Raw genomic sequence first — 18,079 nt, forward strand, 5'->3', positions numbered from 1 at the left:
GAAGGAGCCCCGATGCCCGACATCACCCGCCGCACCCTGCTGCTCGGCACCGCGGCAACCGCCGGCCTCGCCACCCTCGGCCTGGCTGGCTGCGGCAGCCCCGGGACCGCCGTGGGCGCGTCCTCCGAGGCGGTCCGGGCGGCCGAGGCGGCCCGGCGCCCCGCGGGCCAGCGCGTGGTCTCGGCGCGGCTCGCTCCGAAAGCGACGACGGTCGATATCGGCGGACGCAGCGTGCAGACCTGGGCGTATGGCGAGAACGTCCCCGGGCCGTTGCTGCGGGCCCGCGCCGGTGACCTGCTGCGCGTCACCGTCGACAATGCCCTCCCGGCCCAGACGAGCGTGCACTGGCACGGGCTTGCGTTGCGCAACGACATGGACGGCGTCCCCGGCATCACCCAGGAGCCGATCCGTGCCGGCGGCACGTTCCAGTACGAGTTCACCGCGCCGCACCCCGGGACGTACTTCTACCACCCGCATTCCGGGGTGCAGCTCGACCGCGGCCTCTACGGCGTCCTGGTCGTCGACGACCCGAGCGAGACCGGCCGCTACGACGCCGAGTGGGTCGTCGTCCTCGACGACTGGGTCGACGGCACCGGGCAGACGCCGGACGACGTCCTCGCCAAGCTCACCGCCGCGCAGGCCACCGACGACGGCATGGGCGGCATGGGCGGAATGGACCACGGCGGCATGGGGGGCATGGGGGGCATGGGCGAGGGGATGCAGTCGCGTCTGCTCGGCGGGGCCGGCGACATCGACTACCCGCACTACCTCGTCAACGGCCGTATGCCGTCGAGCCCCGTCACGCTCACCGGCAGACCGGGCCAGCGGGTCCGGCTCCGCATCGTCAACGCCGGCTCGGACACCGCCTTCCGGCTCGCCCTCGGCGGCCACCGGCTGACCGTCACCCACTCAGACGGCTTCCCGGTGCAGCCCGTCGCTGCCGACGCCCTGCTCATCGGCATGGGCGAGCGCTTCGACGTGCTCGTGACCCTTGGCGACGGCGCCTTCCCGCTCGTCGCGTCCGCCGAGGGCAAGCAGGGCCAGGCGCTTGCCGTCGTCCGCAGCGGCAAGGGCGCCGCACCCCCCGCGGACGTCAGCCCGGCGGAGCTCACCCGCCGGGTGCTGCTCGGCACCGACCTGACCCCCACCGACGCGGTCCGCCTGCCGAACCGGAGCGTGGACACGAGCCACGACCTCGTGCTCGGCGGATCGATGGCGCCCTACCGCTGGACCATCAACGGGAAGACCTTTGCCGACAGCGCACCGCTCGACGTGCGCCAGGGCGAGCGCGTCCGGCTCCGGTTCCGCAACATGACGATGATGTTCCACCCCATGCACCTGCACGGGCACACCTTCGGCATCGCGGCCGGAGGCGCTCGCAAGGACACCGTGATCGTGCGGCCGATGCAGACCCTGCAGGTCGACTTCCAGGCCGACAACCCGGGCCAGTGGGCGACGCACTGTCACAACATCTACCACGCAGAGGCCGGCATGATGACGACCCTGTCGTACCGGACGTGACGACGTGGGCGCAACCCTCGACGGGACGGTCCCGCCCACCACCCGGAGCCGACTGGCCGCCGCGCGGGATGCCGTGTCCGCCGTCATCGGGGCGGTCATGGGCCTCGTCCCGCACGTGCTTCACCACGTCGCGCCCCTGGCCGGTGCAGCCCTCACCGCTGGAGCGGGGGGCAACGCCCTCTTCTTCGCCGTGGGGCTCCTGTTCTCGATCCCGATGCTGCGGCGGCTCCATCGGCGGTTCCACACGTGGGCGGCGCCGGCCATCGCCATCGTCGTCTTTGCCGCGCTCTTCTCGCTGTCGGCCTTCGTCATCGGTCCGGCGATCAGCGGATCGGCGACCGAGAACACCCCAGCCACCCCCGCACCGGCCGCGACCACGACGGTCGACCACGACGTCCACCACGCTCCCTGAGCTGGTCGGGGACCCTTCCCGGCTCCCTTGACCGAACCTTCATGGGAAGCCCTCGGGGCTCTCCACCTTCGATCGGCACAGTCGGAGGTGAAGGAGGGACCGACGACCGGGGAGGCCCGGCGGGGACCCTCGACGCGAAAGGAGTCGTGACCCGATGGCCAGACCGAGGGTCAACATCACGCCGGCCGAGCGCGCGGCCCGGACCGTCATCGGCCTGGTGGCTGTGGTGACGGCGACGGGGTCCCTGAAGGCGAAGACATCATGAGCACCCACGAACCGTGGCGGCCGCCGCCGGCGGACGAGCAGCGAGAGCACCACCACGAGGGCACGACCCCGGGCTCGGCCAGGCCCGACCAGCCTTCCGGCCACGGAAGGCATGGCGGCCACGGGCTGCTGATGATCGTGTGCTGCCTCCCGATGCTCGTCATCGCCGGCATCCTCTTTGCCACTGGCGCGGCTGGCGGAGGCGTCATCCTCGCCGCCCTGCTCTGCACGGCGATGATGGCCGCCATGATGGCCGGGATGGGCGGGCACAAGCACTAACCACCCACAGGGTGGCCAACGAGAGGAATGACGATGAGAGCAATGCGCCTGGCCGTCGCAACGGCCGCAGCGATCGGTGTCGCCCTGGGGCCAGCCGCGGCCGCCCGGGCCGATACGCCGGCGCCGGGGCCGGCATACGGGCAGCACGTGTCCGAGTGTGCCCGGACGATGGGCTTCTCCGGGGCCCACAACCCCGGGATGCACCAGGGCAAGGCCGGCTGGGACGGGATGCCCTGTATGCCGCGTCCCTGACGCGGCCCGGGGCCGGCACCCCCACCCGTGATCAACCTCGACGCACGCGCGGGAGCCGATCGGCCGGCCGGCTCCGGGGCCGCCCCGACCCCACCAGAGACGCCATCCGCACGCCAGCACCGACCACCCACGGTCTACGACGCACCCGGGCTGTGAGGCGGGACCGCTCCGCCCGGGGTCAGGGGGAACACCGCTGACCGTCCTCCCGGGATCGTCTCCACACGCATCCCGACCCGGACCCGGACGTGCGGGTTCGCCGCGCACGCGTCGGCCGACACCCGCAGCTCATCGTGGTCGAGGGCGACCGTCAGCCGCTGCCCGCGGTGCGAGAAGGCGAAGCCCACCCGACGCAGCCCCTCGGGCAGGCACGGGTCGAAGACGACGGTGTCGCCGGACGTACGCTGTCCGGCGAAGGCGCGGGCGACGAGGTCGATCGTGCCGGCCATGGCGCCGAGGTGGATGCCCTCGCCGGTGGTGCCGCCCTGGGTGTCGTCGAGGTCGGCGTCGAGCGCTTCGCGGAAGGTGGCCCACCCGCGGGCCGGGTCCATCCTGGCGAGGACGGACGCGTGCACGACGCGGCTCAGCGTCGAGCCGTGCGCCGTCCGCTCGAGGTAGTACGCGACCGTGGCGGCGAGCGCGTCGAGCGTCACCGGGTAGCCGAGCCGGTCGAGCATGGACCGCAGCCCGTCCGGCCCGAGCAGGTAGACGAGCATGAGGACGTCGGCCTGCTTGGCCAGCTTGTAGCGGTTTGTCGAGTCCCCCTCCGCCTCGAGGATGAGGTCGAGGCGGCCGATGTTGCCGTATGCCGCGCGGTAGCGGCCCCAGTCGAGCTCCGCCAGAGCCTCGTAGCCGGCGAACTGGCTGATGACGCCGTCGTGGAAGGGCACCGTGAGCCGGCGGCTCAGGCGCTCCCACGACTCGGGCTCGTCCGCGCCCACGCCCAGCCGCTCCCGCAGCTCGTCGCAGTGCGCCCCCGCCGTCACGGCGAGGACCTCGACAGCCCGGGCGCATACCCAAGCCGCCAGGACGTTGGTGTAGGCGTTGTCGCGCAGCCCGAGACCGGGCGCGTCAGGGTAGCCGTCGTGGTACTCGTCGGGCCCCATGACCCCGGCGAGGTGGAACCGGTCCGCGGCCGGGTCGTGGGTGGCGAGGGAGGCGAAGAACCGGGCGACCTCGATGATGAGGTCGCCGCCGCGGTGGGCCAGCCAGGCGCGGTCGCCGGTCGCCTCGTAGTACTGCCAAGCGTTGTGGGCCACGGCCAGGCCGACGTGGCGCTGGCGCCGGGAGTTGTCCGGCAACCAGCGTCCCGACCTGGCGTTGTGCAGGATCCGCGGCGTCTCCTCCCGACCGTCGCTGCCGCTCTGCCACGGGAACATCGCGCCGGTGCGGCCCTCGGCGGCGGCGGCCCGGCGGGCGGCGCCGAGGCGGCGGAAGCGGTAGTCGAGCAGGGCCCGGCTCACCCAGGGCTGGTGAGCGGTAAGCACCGGCAGGACGAACAGCTCGTCCCAGAACACGTGGCCGCCGTAGCCCTCGCCGTGCAGGCCTCGCGCCGGCACCCCGGCGCCGAGGTCCAGGCCGTAGCGCTCCCACAGCGGGGCCCAGGCCCGTTCGTGGGCAGGCAACAGGCCGGCGAACCCTCCCGGCGCGGCGTCGAGCTCGCCGAGGGCGGCCAGGGCCGGGGTGGAGATCGCGCGGTCCCGCGAGGTGAAGATCGCGACGGTCTTGTCGATCGTGACCGGCTCGCCGTCCCGCAGCACGACCTCGACCTCGAGGGCGTAGCGGTCGCCCTCGGCCTGGACAGTCTCGGCCGCGACGGCGGCGGCGCCCGTCACCGTCGTGCGGGCGGCGGTCGCGATCCGGACGTGGCTCTGGATGGTCTCCGTCTCCACGAGCAGCACGTCGTCGCCGGCGCGCTCCGCCGTCACCGTCCGCAGGTGCTCGTTGGCGAGCGCGCGGAGGTCGGCGACGTTGCTGTTCCGTATGCCGCCGTCGACCCCGGAACGCACGCTGACCGGTCCGTCCCACCCCTGCGCGACCAGCGTGGTCTGCAGCGCCGCCGAGTGCGGCCGCGCCATGGACACGAGCCGGTGCTGGCTGAGGCGCAGCCGCCGGCCGGTCGCGTCGGTCAGGACCGCGGAGCGGCTCAGCACCCCGCGGCGTAGGTCGAGAACGCGCCGCTCCCCCGTGATGCGCAGCCCGCCGGCGGACCACCAGGCGCCCCGGTCGACACGGACGTCGAGGACCAGCCAGTTGGGCGCGTTGACCAGGTGCTCGTCCTCCACCTGCCTGCCGTGGACGGTGGACACGAGCCGGTTGTACACACCGGCCAGGTAGGTGCCCGGGTAGTGCACTGCGTCGGCGGCTCGCTCTGGAGCCGCGCCGCGGGTGCCGACGTAGCCGTTGCCCAGGGTGGTCAGGGCCTCACGGTGCGCCTCATGGGCCGGGTCGAACCCGTCGTAGACGAGCGACCACGGGTCGGCGCGCAGGGCGCCAAGGTCGAGCTGGGCGACGTCGTCGACCACCACGTCGGCGCCGGCAGCCTCCAGCTCCTCACGGTGGCCCGCCCGGTCGATGCCGACCACGAGCCCGAAGCCGCCACGGCGGGCGGCGACCACCCCGGCGGTGGCGTCCTCGACGACCGCGACCCTCGCCGGGTCCACCCCGAGCCGGTCGGCGGCATACCGGAAGACCGCCGGGTCTGGCTTGCCCGGCAGCGCCCGCTCTGCCGCGACCTGCCCGTCGACCACGACGTCGAAGGCGTCGGCGAGCCCCGCCTGCGCCAGCAGCTGGCGGGCGTTGCGGCTGGCGGTGACGAGCGCGACCGGCACGCCGCCCGCCCGCAACCGGCCGAGCAGGCCGACCGTGCCGGGAAAGACCCGCACCCCGCGCTCGGCGATGAGCTCGCCGTAGATCTCCTGCTTGCGGGCGGCCAGTCCGTGCACCGAGCGGCGCCCCGGTGGATCGGATGCCGTCCCGACGGGCAGCTCGAGGCCGCGTGACTCGAGGAAGGCGACCACCCCGTCCTCACGGGAGCGGCCATCGACGTGGCGGAGGTAGTCCGTGGCCGGGTCGAAGGCGGCATACGGTCCCGACGGCAGGCTCGGGTCGCCCAGGACCTCGTCGAACAGCTGTTTCCAGGCGACCGCATGCACGTCGGCCGTGTCGGTCACGACGCCGTCCATGTCGAAGATCACCGCCTCCTGTGGCGGGAGGGCTCCCGTCGGTGCCGGTGCCTCGCGCTCGCCGTCCGATGGGTTCATCGGGCACCGACCGGCGCCGGCTGGGCCGGCTCGCGCGTCCTCGCGCCGTCCTGCGGAGTCGCGGGTGCGGCAGGCAGGGGCAGGCGCCTCAGCAGGAGCGCGTTGACGGCGACGATGACGGAGGAACCGGACATCGACAGGGCGGCGATCTCCGGACTGAGTCGGATCCCGAACGCGGTGTAGAAGACGCCGGCGGCGATCGGCAGGGCGATGGCGTTGTAGCCGATCGCCCAGCCGAGGTTCTGCCGCATCTTGCGCAGGGTCCCCTTGCCGATGCGCAGCGCGACCGGCACGTCCAGGGGGTCCGAGCGCATGAGCACGACGTCGGCGGTCTCGATGGCCACGTCGGTCCCGGCGCCGATGGCGATGCCGAGGTCGGCGCGGGCCAGGGCCGGCGCGTCGTTGACCCCGTCGCCCACCATGGCGACCTTCCTTCCCTGCGCCTGCAGCTGGGCCACCCGGTCGGCCTTGTCGCCGGGGAGCACCTCGGCGATGACGGTGTCGATGCCGAGCTGGTCGGCGATGCGCTGCGCGGTCGCCTCGTTGTCCCCCGTGAGCATGACGACCTCGATGCCCGACTCGTGGAGCGCCGCCACGGCCGCGGCCGCCGACGCCCGCGCGGCATCGGCCAGGGCGATCACCCCGACGGCACGTCCGTCGACCGCCGCGAGCACGGCCGTCCGTCCGGCCGCGGCCAGCTCGTCCCGGCTGGTCGCCAACGGGCCGAGCTCGACGTGCTCGGCGTCCATGAGGCGCCGGTTGCCGACGAGGACGCGACGGCCGGCGACGCTGGCCGTGGCCCCGTGGCCGGGGACGTTGCGGAAGTCCGCGACCGGCAGCGACGCGGCACCGGCGCGCGCCGCGTGGGCGGCGATGGCCTGCGCCAGCGGGTGCTCGGACTCGCGCTCGACCGCGGCGACGAGGCCCAGGAGCTCCGCCTCGTCCAGGCCCGCGACGACGACGTCGGTGACCTCGGGCTGGCCCTTGGTGAGGGTGCCGGTCTTGTCCAGGACGACGGTGTCGATGCGGGCGGCGGTCTCCAGGGCGGTGGCGTTCTTGAAGAGCACCCCACGCTTCGCACCCAGCCCGGTGCCGACCATGATCGCGGTCGGGGTGGCCAGCCCGAGGGCGTCAGGGCAGGTGATGACGACCACGGTGATGGCGAAGAGCATCGCGGTCGGCACGCTCGCGCCGGCGAGGAGCCAGGCGAGGAACGTCGCGGTCCCGCCGATGAGGGCGACGAAGACGAGCCAGAATGCCGCCCGGTCGGCGAGCCGCTGCCCGGGCGCCTTGGAGTTCTGGGCCTCCTGCACGAGCGCGACGATCTGGGCCAGGGCCGTGTCCGCCCCGACCTTGCTCGCCCGGGCCCGCAGCGTCCCGGTCGTGTTGATGGAGGCGCCGATGACCTCGGAGCCCGGGGCCTTGCCCACCGGCATGCTCTCCCCCGTGACCATCGACTCGTCGACCTCGGACTCGCCCTCCTCGACCACCGCGTCGACGGGCACCTTGGAGCCGGGCCGGATGAGCAGCAGGTCGCCGACGGCCACCTCGGCGGTCGGCACCTCCAGCTCGACGCCGTCGCGCAGGACCACGGCCTGCGCCGGTGCCAGCTCGAGCAGGGTCCGCACCGCGTCGTTGGCCCCGCCGCGGGCACGCATCTCGACCCAGTGCCCGAGCAGCACGAAGGTCGTCAGGACGGTGGCGGCCTCGTAGAACACGTCCCCGCCGCCGGTCAGGGTGACCCCCAGGCTGTAGAGCCAGCCGGCGCCCACCCCGACTGCGACGAGGACCATCATGTCGAGCGTCCTCGCCCGCAGCGCCCGGAAGGCTCCGTCGAAGAAGATCCACGCGGAGTAGAAGATGACCGGCAGGGACAGCAGGAGGGCGAACACGTCGTCGCGCAGCCCAAAGGGCGCCGGCGCCGTGAAGCCGAGAACCTCGCGGCCGATCGGTGACCACAGGAGAACCGGGATCGAGAGGATCAGGGCGAGCAGGAACCGGCCCCGCATGTCGCGGATCATGTCCTCCATCGACCCGCCGCCGTGGTGCCCTCCGTGGCCTTGATGCGCGGCGTGGCCGTCGGCGTCGGCTGTCGCCGGCTCGGTCATGGGATCGCACACGTGCTCGGGGGTGGAGCGACCCGCGCAGTGGTACCCGCACTCGTTGATCCACGTGGTCAGCTGGGCCACCGAGGTGAGCTGGGGATCGTAGGTCACCGTGGCGGTCTGCGAGCCGGCACTGGCGCGCACGGCCACCACCCCGGGCCGGTGCTGCAGCGTCTTCTCCACGACCGGCTCGGAGGTCGCCCAGTGCAGGCCGCCGACCTGGAGGATGGTGGTCTGGGTCTTCATGTGCTTGTCCTTCCGCTGTGGTTCCCAACCTTCAAGATACCCCCTATGGGTATGCCGGCAAGGGTCAGGCGTCGTCCTTCACGGAACCTTCATGAAACCTCGACCCGGCGCATGGCATACACCGGCCGATACTGGGCGCGCAGCCCGGGCTCCCCGGGCCGCTCGCCAATGCCACCGGCCGGAAGGCCACCGACCGAAGGACCCTGCCTTGCTTCGCCCACCCCGCGCCATCGCCCTTACTGCCGCGCTCGCCGGCGTGCTCGCCGTCTCCGCCTGCGGGCAGAGCTCCCAGCCAGCAGGAGGCGGCGCGGGCGGCGTCACCAGCCCGTCGGCCTCGACCCAGCCGGGGTCGACCATGGCGAGCACCCACAACGACGCCGACGTCGCGTTCGCGACGGACATGGTCCCGCACCACGCCCAGGCGGTGGAGATGGCGGAGCTCGCCCTGACGCAGGCGACCAGCGCCGAGGTCAAGAAGCTGGCCACCGAGATCAAGGCCGCCCAGGACCCCGAGATCCAGGCCATGTCCGGTTGGCTCAAGAGCTGGGGTAAGCCGGTGCCGAGCACCATGGCAGGCCATGGCATGGGCTCGATGGGCTCGAGCGAGAGCGGGATGATGTCGTCGCAGGAGATGGACGACCTCGGCAAGGCCAGCGGGACTGGCTTCGACACGATGTGGCTCGAGATGATGATCAGGCACCACCGGGGCGCGGTGGCGATGGCGCAAACCGAGCTCGGCTCCGGGAGCAGCGCTGAGGCCAAGAGGCTCGCCCAGGACATCGTCGACGCCCAGAACAAGGAGATCGCTGAGATGACCGCCCTGCTCGGGACCCTGAAGAAGTGACGCTCGGCCGGCCGCGGCGCCGTCTCGTCGGATTGGTCGTTGCAGCGGTGGCAGCCGCGGCCCTGGCCGGCTGCGGCGCGCAGGACGGCGCGGTGCCGGCCGCCGCCGGCGCGCCGTCGTCGGCAGCGGCCCGCTCCGCGCTGCCGAGCGGTCACGTCCACGGCATCGGCCGTGACCCGGCGGATGGGACGCTCTACCTCGCCACCCACGAGGGCCTGTTTCGACGGGCCTCCAGCGCGTGGCAGCGGGTGGGGCCCGTCATCGACCTCATGGGTTTTGCAGTCGCCGGGCCGGGCCGCTTCCTTGCCTCGGGCCATCCGGGCATCGGAGTGGATCTCCCCCAGCCCGTCGGCCTCATCGAGTCGCGGGACGGGGGCCAGTCGTGGACGGTCCGCTCTCGCGGCGGCGCGTCAGACTTCCACACCCTGACCTCCTGGGCCAAGGGGGTGATCGGCTTCGACGGGCGGCTGCGTTCCACGAGCGACGGGGCGAGCTGGCGCGAGCTCTCCCTCGACGCCGAGCCGCGCTCGGTGGCGTCTTCTCCCGATGGTGCCGCGGTCCTGGCGACGACGGCCGAGGGGCTGCGGCTCTCCACCGACCACGGCGCGAGCTGGCGGACGGCCGGCTCGAGCCCGCTGCTGCTGCTGGTGGCCTGGGCCGACGCACGGACGGCCGTGGGCGTCACGCCCGAGGGCCAGGTCGCGCTCAGCACGGACGCTGCCAAGAGCTGGACGAGCGGCGCCGCCACCGTCGCGGACGCTCCGCACGCACTCACGGCGACGCGGCGTCCCGACGGGACGCTCGAGATCCTCGTGGTCTCGTCCGCGGGCATCGAGCAGAGCCTGGACTCGGGCGCGTCCTTCACGCTGCTGCCGGCGTCCTGAGCCCTCCGCTGCCCTGCCGGGGAATATTACCCGGAGGGGGTATGCTGTAGGGGCGAGACCGGAGGGAGCCCTCGATGGACGAACACGACTCAGCGCCCGATGTGGTGCCCGGATACATCGACAACAAGGATGCCCAGCTGAGGCGCCTGCGCCGCATCGAGGGGCAGGTGCGGGGCCTGCAACGGATGGTCGAGTCCGACACGTACTGCATCGACATCCTCACGCAGGTCTCCGCCGCGACCAAGGCCCTGGAGGCGGTGGCCCTGGGCCTGCTCGACGACCACCTGCACCACTGCCTCACCCACGCCGCCCGCGAACCGTCCGCCCACCTCGACGACAAGATCGCCGAGGCGTCGGCCGCCATCGCGCGGCTGGTCCGTTCCTGACAACCACCGGCAGCATCCAGACCCGTTCACCCCTACGAGGAGAGCACCATGAGCACCCAGACCTTTCCCGTCACCGGCATGACCTGCGGCCACTGCGTGAGCGCGGTCACGAGCGAGCTGCAGCAGCTCGAGGGCGTCAGCGACGTCACGGTCGACCTCGTCGCCGGCGGCACCTCCACCGTGACGGTTGCCAGCGCCGAGCCCGTCAGCGAGTCCCAGGTCGCCGCGGCCCTCGACGAGGCTGGGGACTACCAGCTCGTCACCGAGTAATGACGACGCAGCTGCACGACTCGGCGCAGCCGACCCACGACGTCGAGCTGCGCATCGGCGGCATGACCTGCGCGTCGTGCGCCGCCCGAATCGAGAAGAAGCTCAACAAGATTCCCGGTGTGTCGGCGACGGTCAACTACGCCACCGAGAAGGCCAAGGTCACCTACGCGGCGGACGTGGCCCCCGAGGACCTCGTGGCCACGGTCGAGGCCACCGGCTACACGGCGTCGCTGCCCGCGCCGCCCCTGCCGCCGGAGGCGAGTGAGCCCGGGGACGAGCGCGACCGCGAGGCGGAGGCGTGGCGCCAGCGCCTCGTCGTCTCGGCCGTCCTCACCGCGCCCGTCCTGGTCCTGTCGATGGTCCCGGCGCTCCAGTTCGCCAACTGGCAGTGGGTGTCTCTGACTCTCGCGTCCCCCGTGGTCGTCTGGGGTGCTCTCCCCTTCCACCGGGCCGCCTGGACCAACCTGCGCCACCGGGCCGCGACGATGGACACGTTGATCTCGGTGGGCGTGGGGGCGGCATACCTGTGGTCGCTCTGGGCGCTGCTGTTCACCCCGGCCGGCATGACCGGGATGCGGATGCCGTTCGAGCTGTTGCCCGGGCGCGAGGCGGGGGCGACGCCGAGCCTCTACCTCGAGGTCGCCTCTGCCGTGACGACGTTCATCGTCGCCGGGCGCTACTTCGAGGCCCGGGCCAAGCGGCAGTCGGGCGCCGCCCTACGGGCGCTGCTCGACCTGGGCGCGAAGGACGTCGCCGTCCTCCGCGATGGACCCGCGGGCGCAACCGAGGTCCGTATGCCGGTGAGCCGGCTCGCGGTCGGCGACGAGTTCGTCGTGCGGCCGGGTGAGAAGATCGCCACGGACGGCACGGTGCTGCGCGGCACCTCCGCGGTCGACGCCTCGATGCTCACCGGTGAGTCCGTGCCCGTCGAGGTCGGGCCCGGCGACGCCGTCGTCGGCGCCACCGTCAACGCCGGTGGGCGGCTCGTGGTGCGCGCGACCAGGGTCGGTTCCGACACCCGGCTGGCCCAGATGGCCCGGCTCGTCGAGGACGCCCAGAACGGCAAGGCGCAGGTCCAGCGCCTCGCCGATCGGGTCTCGGCCGTGTTCGTGCCGATCGTCATCGGCCTGTCGCTGGCCACACTCGCGGCGTGGCTGCTGACGGGGCACTCGGCCACGGCGTCCTTCACGGCGGCCGTCGCCGTGCTCATCATCGCGTGTCCGTGCGCGCTGGGTCTGGCCACCCCGACGGCGCTGCTCGTCGGGACCGGCCGGGGGGCCCAGCTCGGCATCCTCATCAAGGGGCCGCAGGTCCTCGAGTCGACCCGGCGGGTCGACACGGTCGTGCTCGACAAGACCGGCACGGTCACGACAGGCAAGATGGGCGTCACCGACGTGCATCCGGTGGCCGGCGTGGCGGCCGAGGAGGTGCTGAGGATCGCCGGCGCGCTTGAGGACGCCTCGGAGCACCCCATCGGCCGAGCCATCGCCCGGCACGCGAGCGAGTCCGGAGTCGACCTTCCTCCGGTGGAGGACTTCCGCAGCCATGGCGGAAACGGGGTCACGGGCATCGTCGACGGGCATGCCGCCGTTGCGGGGCGTCGGTCGTGGCTCGAGGGCGAGTGGGCGCTGCCGACGCCGCAGCAGCTCGTCCGGCTCGCCGAGGCGGCCGAGGGCGAGGGCCGGACGCCCGTCTGGGTCGGCTGGGACGGGCAGGTGCGGGCCGTCGTCGTCGTGTCCGACACCATCAAGGAGACCTCCGCCGAGGCGGTCGCGCAGCTGCGGCGGCTGGGCCTGCGGCCGGTGCTGCTCACTGGTGACAACGCGCGGGCGGCCCATGCCGTCGCAGGACGCGTCGGCATCGCGACCCCGGACGTCATCGCCGAGGTCCTGCCGGCCGACAAGGTCGATGCCGTGAAGCGGCTCCAGGCGCGGGGCGCCACGGTCGCCATGGTGGGCGACGGAGTCAACGACGCCGCCGCCCTGGCCCAGGCCGACCTCGGCCTGGCCATGGGGACCGGCACCGACGTCGCGATCGAGGCCTCCGACCTCACGCTCGTCAGCGGCGACCTGCGGGCCGCCCCGGACGCGATCCGGCTGGCCCGCGCCACCCTGCGCACGATCAAGGGCAACCTCTTCTGGGCGTTCGCCTACAACGTGGCGGCGCTCCCGCTGGCCGCGCTCGGGCTGCTCAACCCGCTCATCGCGGGCGCGGCCATGGCGTTCAGCTCGGTCTTCGTCGTGAGCAACAGCCTGCGGCTGCGGTCCTTCGACCCGAGCCGCTGAGTCACCCCCTGTCCCGGGCGGCCACCACGAGCGGTCGCTTGCCCGCAGGGCCTGCGCGGATGGTGTCGACGACGGCGACCTCGACCGTCCTGTCAGGGGCCACGCCTGCCTGCGACAGGGCGTCCCGCAGGGCCCGCTCGGTCGAGGCGGCGTCGAAGCCGGATCCCGGAGCCGCCACGAGCACGCGCAGGCCGGCGTCCTCCTGGCGGACCTGCCAGCCTGCGGCGTCCACCAGGTCGAGGACCTGGTGGAAGACGACGGGGTGCACCGACACGGTGCCCGTCCCCCGCGCGGGCAGGGTCAGCACGTCGTCGGTCCGCCCCTCGATCCGTGCGATGAGGCGGAAGGGCAGCCCGCAGGGACACGGCTTCGCGGCAACCTCGATCCGGTCGGTCATCTCGTAGCGGAGCAGCGGGATGGTGCGGCTGAAGAGCACCGTCGCGAGCAGTCGGTCACCCGGCTGCCCGTCGGGGATCGGGCGGTATTGGTCGTCGACGACCTCCGGGATGACGAGGTCTTCGAAGAGGTGCATGCCGTGGTGGTGGTTGCACTCGGCCGCGATGCCGCCGGTCTCGGTGGCGGCGTAGACGTCGAACGGCGCAACTCCCCAGGCGTGCTTGGCCATCGCGCGGGCCTCTTCCGTGAGGACCTCCGAGGAGGAGTTGACCGCACGCGGAGCGACCCGCAACCGGCCAGCGAGCTGCTCGCCGGCGAGGACCCTGATCATCGACGCATACGCGACGAGCACGTCCGGGCGTATGCCGTTGAGCCGGTGGACGACCAGCGGCAGCGGCGAGGCGGCGTCGAGTCGCTCGCTCCTGACGAAGGGGCTGCGCACTGTGGCGGCCACCCGGGACGACTGATGCCAAGCGGTCGTCGAGCTGACCACCGCCAGACGGACGCGTTGCCGTGGCCCGGCGCTGACTCCGGCCCATTCGTTGGCGCGAGCGTAGGAGGCGATCACGGTCGCCCACTCCTCGGCATTGTTGGGGATGATGCTCCTGCGTCCAGAGCTGCCCGACGTCGCCGAGACCCAGTACCGCCCGGAGAAGAGCCGAGGACCGTGCAGCCCGGCGAGGTAGGCCTGGAGATCGGCGAGCCGGATCGACGGGTCCGTGCTGATCTCGTCGAAGTGGTCCATCAGAGTGGCCTTCGTCAGGACCGGGAGCTCGTGGAACGGAGCCCGCTCAAGACCGCGAAGCAGCCGCGCGTAGAAGAGAGAGTGGGCTGACGCGAACTCCCGCAGCTGCGTCAGCTCGCGCGCCTGATGCGCCCTGAGCTCGGCCTCACTCCACCGCTCGTGCTGGCGCAGCCGGCGCCGCTTGGACAGCACCCGCAGCACAAACGCCACTGACATCTCCCTCAGCGTAGCCCCGTGCCCCAGGTCAGGCCGCAGGCTCCCTGCGGAGGCTGTCGATGGCTTCGAGCCAGGTTTCGGCGTCGATGCCGAGCTCGTCGAGGAAGGCTTCGTCAAGGAAGGCATGGCCGGGATCCACGGGCGGAGGCCAGCCGAGCGCCGAAGGTGGTGACGAGGCATAGGTCGCGCCCGTGGGCGTGGTCGTCACGACGCGGTGGGGACTGGTGTTGTCCGGGGTGACCTGCCAGCCGGAACTGCTCTTGGCCAGGTTGCAGCGCTGGCACAGCCCTTGTCCGTTGGCGAGACTGGTCGGCCCACCGTCGGCGTATGGAACGACGTGGTCGGCATCACGGATGGGGGCTCCGCACCAGGGCGTCCTGCAGTACTGGTCCCGATAGACGATGAGCCGCCGCAGCGGTCCGTCGAACCGTCGGCGGCGCGTGTCGGCACTGGCGATCGTGTCGTCGACCGGGTCGGTGAACAGGCGCCGCAGCCAACCCCGCGCCTGAGCCCCGGCTTCGGCCTCGGCTTCGGCCTCGGGCAAGGCTGTCGGCTCCGACAGGGGCGCTCCAGTGGCGCGGTGGCCGGGTAGCGCGGTGGCACCGGTGAGCAGGCCTCTGGCCACGGCGGCAGGGAGGGGGCCGTAGTGCTCGAGCCGAGCGGTGCTGTCCTCGCCGGTGAGCAGGGCGGCGTCGGTCATGACGAGCCCGACCTCGATGGGCACGTCCTCGGCGCGCGCCTGCCCGGTCAGGCGCTGCACGAACGTGTCGGCCTTGATCTGGTCGAGGCTGCGCGGGTCGCCGGCGGCCCGGGCTGACCGGGCGGCCTGGTCCAGGGCCTTGAAGACGGACACGCCCTGCGCGGCCGGGACGTAGCCGGTGACCAGGGCCATCACGTCAGGGGCGGGGCGCACCGTGACACGCCGGTCCGCGACCGCCCGGCGGCCGCGGCCCACCACGGCGTGCGGGTCGGCGCGGTATGCGGCCGCGCCGGCCTCGGCACGCACCTGCCGGTCGGACAGGTCGGGCAGCCGACCGGCCAGAGCGGCGTCCAGAGCCTTGCGGTCGGCGCGATCGAGGACGACCGCGGCCTGCGCCACGAGCGTTGCGCGCCACTCCGACACGCCGCCGTCGCACATGCCCTGGAGCGTTTCCGGGAGGTCCTGCACGAGCAGCTTGGCCAGACCGAGAAGCCGCGACCCGCGGTGCGGTGAGTCACGCCGGGCGAGGGCGATCTGCTCGGCCACGCCGCGGCCACGTTGGCTGGCCGGCACGCCGGCGGCAGCCTGCGCCTCGCGCTGGGACGCGTCGAACGCGACGGCGATCTTCGCCTGCGCGGCGGCTGCGGCGTTCTTGACCTGCTCAAGGAGGCTCAGCTGCTCGATCCGCTCCGCGTCGCCCACACCTGCGTCGAGGTCCGGCAGGCGCGCGAGGAACGCGGCGACCTCGGCGGTGGTCATCACCGCGTCCCCCCCAGGGATGTATCGAACATGTGTTCTACTATAGTGCCGTGCCACGCTCCTGACAATCCCTCGACCCAAGACATTTCCGGGCTCGTCCGCAGGCGCCCGCCGCGTCTCGACCAGGGCGTCACCTCCCGCCGGCGAGCGTGCAGCTACACCGGGGCAGGCAGGCGCACTCGGCAAGGGTCTTGCGACTCTGTCCGTCCGTCGAAAGGTCATGAAAACGTGAAGAGTGGGTCGAACTGGCCCGGTTGGGATGCAGGTGATGAAGCCTCAGAACTACGCCGCGCGCACCGCCTACCGACCTCCGGCGGACTGGTACCGGCGACTGAACGCGCTGGGCGTACTCCTCACCTCTGTGGGGCTGGCGCCGCGCGATGCGGTGACGCTGGAGGTCCGCGGCCGGACCTCCGGTGCGGCCCGGCGAGTGCCGATCCTGCGGACCCGGCATCGGGGTGAGGACTACCTGGTCGCCCTGGCCGGCGAGTCTCACTGGGTGCGGAACGTCCGAGCTGCGCAGGGGCGGGCGGTGATCCGGCGCCGCGGAGCGCGGCCTGTCCTCCTCGAGGAGCTGCCACCCACGAAGCGTCCCGAGGTCATTGCCGAGTACCTGCACGCCGGGCGTCGCCGCAGCGGCGACAGGGCCGGGGCGGACCAGGCGCGGTTCTACTTCGGGCTGGACCCCGCCGCCACCATCGAGGACATCGGTCGGATAGCTGACGGATACCCGGTGTTCCGCGTCCACTACCTGGGCGCGGACGCTGAACCTGTCCGGGCCCGCCGCCGTCCCCACGGGTTGGCGAGGATCGAGGGCGAGATCACGATCGGGCGTCCCGTGGAGGAGGTGTTCGACTACGTCGCGGACCAGACCAACGAGCCGCGGTACAACCCCAGGATGGTGCGCGCGGACAAGGTCACTGCCGGGCCGATCGGCACGGGCACCCGGTTCAGGTCGGCGGTCCGGTCGGCGGGACGCATCGCCGAGATGGTCATCGAGTGCACCAGCTACGACCGCCCTCGACTGCTCGCCACGACCACCACGATGAGCCAGGCCGACATCGCCTACACGCTGAGATTCGACCCGGTCGAGGCGGGCACCCGCATGCGATGGTCCGGACACGTGCGGCCGAAGGGTGCGCTCCGACTGCTGGGACCGCTGATCACGTGGATGGGTGTCCGCCAGGAGCACCGGATCTGGTCGAGCCTGAAGAGGCACCTCGAGGGTGCGCCGGTCGCTGGGGCGTAGTGGGAGATGGGGCCAGGTCCGTGGGCTGGAGGAGTGGCTGCGATCCTGGCCGCGGCGATGCTCCTCGCCGGCATCGCGGGCCTGGTCACCCGCAGTCCCCGTGGACGTCCCTGGTTGACCGTCCTCTTCGGCATCAACGCCGGGTACGGCGAGGTCTCTCCCGACACGTTGCGGACGGTCCAACCAGTCGACGTCCTGCTGCTGGTCCTTGCCGGGGTGACCTACAGCGGGTTCTGGCCGGGACCCGGTGCCAGCCACTTGGGGTGGATGGTCTTGGCAATCGCCCAGCCTGTGCTCGGCATCGCGATCCTGCTGGTCACCCGGCTGTGGGGTCGGTCGGGCCTGATGGGCGGCGCCCTCGTCCTGTCGTTCCTCATGCTGATCGACGACACCTGGACCGCTGCCGGCTGGCTGGGAGTGACCGCGAGCGTGCTCCTGCTGGTGGGCGACTTCGCCACAACCGGAGGCCCTCGCCGCCGCCCGCTGGCGTGGGTCCTCGCGGCCGGCTACGCAGCGCTGACCCTCTGGTTTGGATGGATCGGGGGGATCCTGCTCACGTAATCGAGCTCGTGCCTGCCGCCGTCGGGCGACATGCCGCGTCGACGTCGTCCGGCGCGCCGGAGTCCAGGTGCCGGAGCAGGTGTCGGTCGTCGGGTTCGACGACATCGAGCAGGCCGCCTACGCGCCAACGTCGGCCCGGCTGAGCAGTCCCGGCCGTACCGAAGTGGCCACTCGACCCGCACACCCGAGTGGCCACTCGACCCGCACACCCGAGTGGCCACTTGCGTGCAGTCCCGGCCGTACCGAAGTGGCCACTCGACCCGCACACTCGAGTGGTCACTTCGGTGCAGCCCCCGCCGTACCGAAGTGGCCACTCGACGGGGGGCTTTGAGGGACAGCAGGCACCTGGGACGGCGGCCGTGCGTCCGCTTCACTCGCCGGCTGTGGGGTCATGGGCACTCCGTCGGCCGGGCAGGGCGCAGGCCCGGCGGTCAGGAAGCCAGGC

General features: G+C 72.6%; 15 protein-coding genes. 11 read left to right on the forward strand and 4 right to left on the reverse strand.

What is annotated here, in order from left to right:
• The first annotated feature begins 12 nt into the window (after nt 1-12).
• The 4 genes from VFJ94_RS12835 to VFJ94_RS12850 all read left to right on the forward strand — a co-directional run bounded on the left by VFJ94_RS12835 (nt 13) and on the right by VFJ94_RS12850 (nt 2,728).
• Nucleotides 13-1,521, forward strand: coding sequence for a multicopper oxidase family protein (locus VFJ94_RS12835; protein ID WP_325004609.1), 1,509 nt, complete (start codon nt 13-15; stop codon nt 1,519-1,521).
• Nucleotides 1,522-1,525: 4 nt separating this feature from the next.
• Nucleotides 1,526-1,933 (forward strand): hypothetical protein, encoded by a 408-nt coding sequence (locus VFJ94_RS12840; RefSeq protein WP_325004610.1) that lies wholly within the window; start codon nt 1,526-1,528, stop codon nt 1,931-1,933.
• Between the two features lie 261 nt (nt 1,934-2,194).
• Nucleotides 2,195-2,476, forward strand: a complete 282-nt coding sequence (locus VFJ94_RS12845; protein ID WP_325004611.1) for a hypothetical protein — start codon at nt 2,195-2,197, stop codon at nt 2,474-2,476.
• 33 nt (nt 2,477-2,509) lie between these two features.
• Nucleotides 2,510-2,728, forward strand: coding sequence for a hypothetical protein (locus VFJ94_RS12850; RefSeq protein WP_325004612.1), 219 nt, complete (start codon nt 2,510-2,512; stop codon nt 2,726-2,728).
• A 134-nt stretch (nt 2,729-2,862) separates the two neighbouring features.
• Here the strand turns inward: VFJ94_RS12850 and VFJ94_RS12855 are convergent, their stop codons facing one another.
• Nucleotides 2,863-5,988, reverse strand: a complete 3,126-nt coding sequence (locus VFJ94_RS12855) for a beta-phosphoglucomutase family hydrolase (protein ID WP_325004613.1) — start codon at nt 5,986-5,988, stop codon at nt 2,863-2,865.
• Nucleotides 5,985-8,339, reverse strand: a complete 2,355-nt coding sequence (locus VFJ94_RS12860) for a heavy metal translocating P-type ATPase (RefSeq protein WP_325004614.1) — start codon at nt 8,337-8,339, stop codon at nt 5,985-5,987. The genes VFJ94_RS12855 and VFJ94_RS12860 overlap by 4 nt, the downstream gene beginning before the upstream one ends.
• 208 nt (nt 8,340-8,547) lie before the next feature.
• On the opposite strand from VFJ94_RS12860, the gene VFJ94_RS12865 reads away from it, so the two are divergent.
• From VFJ94_RS12865 to VFJ94_RS12885, 5 genes are all read left to right on the forward strand, one after another.
• Nucleotides 8,548-9,183 (forward strand): DUF305 domain-containing protein, encoded by a 636-nt coding sequence (locus tag VFJ94_RS12865; protein ID WP_325004615.1) that lies wholly within the window; start codon nt 8,548-8,550, stop codon nt 9,181-9,183.
• Nucleotides 9,180-10,067, forward strand: a complete 888-nt coding sequence (locus VFJ94_RS12870) for a F510_1955 family glycosylhydrolase (protein ID WP_325004616.1) — start codon at nt 9,180-9,182, stop codon at nt 10,065-10,067. The genes VFJ94_RS12865 and VFJ94_RS12870 overlap by 4 nt, the downstream gene beginning before the upstream one ends.
• A gap of 74 nt (nt 10,068-10,141) precedes the next feature.
• Nucleotides 10,142-10,453, forward strand: a complete 312-nt coding sequence (locus VFJ94_RS12875; RefSeq protein ID WP_325004617.1) for a metal-sensitive transcriptional regulator — start codon at nt 10,142-10,144, stop codon at nt 10,451-10,453.
• Nucleotides 10,454-10,501: 48 nt separating this feature from the next.
• Nucleotides 10,502-10,723 carry a heavy-metal-associated domain-containing protein gene (locus VFJ94_RS12880; protein WP_325004618.1) on the forward strand — a complete coding sequence of 74 codons (222 nt, stop codon included), beginning with the start codon at nt 10,502-10,504 and terminating at the stop codon, nt 10,721-10,723.
• The gene (locus VFJ94_RS12885; RefSeq protein WP_325004619.1) at nt 10,723-13,008 is read left to right on the forward strand and encodes a heavy metal translocating P-type ATPase; all 2,286 of its coding nucleotides are present in this window, start codon (nt 10,723-10,725) and stop codon (nt 13,006-13,008) included. Before VFJ94_RS12880 ends, VFJ94_RS12885 begins: the two co-directional genes overlap by 1 nt.
• A 1-nt stretch (nt 13,009) precedes the next feature.
• On the opposite strand, the gene VFJ94_RS12890 is transcribed toward VFJ94_RS12885, so the two are convergent.
• Both VFJ94_RS12890 and VFJ94_RS12895 read right to left on the reverse strand, forming a co-directional pair.
• Nucleotides 13,010-14,365, reverse strand: a complete 1,356-nt coding sequence (locus VFJ94_RS12890; RefSeq protein ID WP_325004620.1) for a phenylacetate--CoA ligase family protein — start codon at nt 14,363-14,365, stop codon at nt 13,010-13,012.
• 28 nt (nt 14,366-14,393) lie between these two features.
• Nucleotides 14,394-15,824 carry an HNH endonuclease gene (locus VFJ94_RS12895; protein ID WP_325004621.1) on the reverse strand — a complete coding sequence of 477 codons (1,431 nt, stop codon included), beginning with the start codon at nt 15,822-15,824 and terminating at the stop codon, nt 14,394-14,396.
• Between the two features lie 268 nt (nt 15,825-16,092).
• Here VFJ94_RS12895 and VFJ94_RS12900 point away from each other — a divergent pair, with 268 nt between their 5' ends.
• Together VFJ94_RS12900 and VFJ94_RS12905 are read left to right on the forward strand one after the other, a co-directional pair.
• Complete coding sequence (locus VFJ94_RS12900; RefSeq protein ID WP_325004622.1) at nt 16,093-17,073, forward strand: nitroreductase/quinone reductase family protein; 981 nt, start codon at nt 16,093-16,095, stop codon at nt 17,071-17,073.
• Between the two features lie 33 nt (nt 17,074-17,106).
• Complete coding sequence (locus VFJ94_RS12905; RefSeq protein ID WP_325004623.1) at nt 17,107-17,634, forward strand: hypothetical protein; 528 nt, start codon at nt 17,107-17,109, stop codon at nt 17,632-17,634.
• The last annotated feature ends 445 nt before the right edge of the window (nt 17,635-18,079 follow it).

The sequence above is a fragment of the Intrasporangium sp. genome, from assembly GCF_035688975.1.
Lineage (GTDB): Bacteria > Actinomycetota > Actinomycetes > Actinomycetales > Dermatophilaceae > CALMNV01.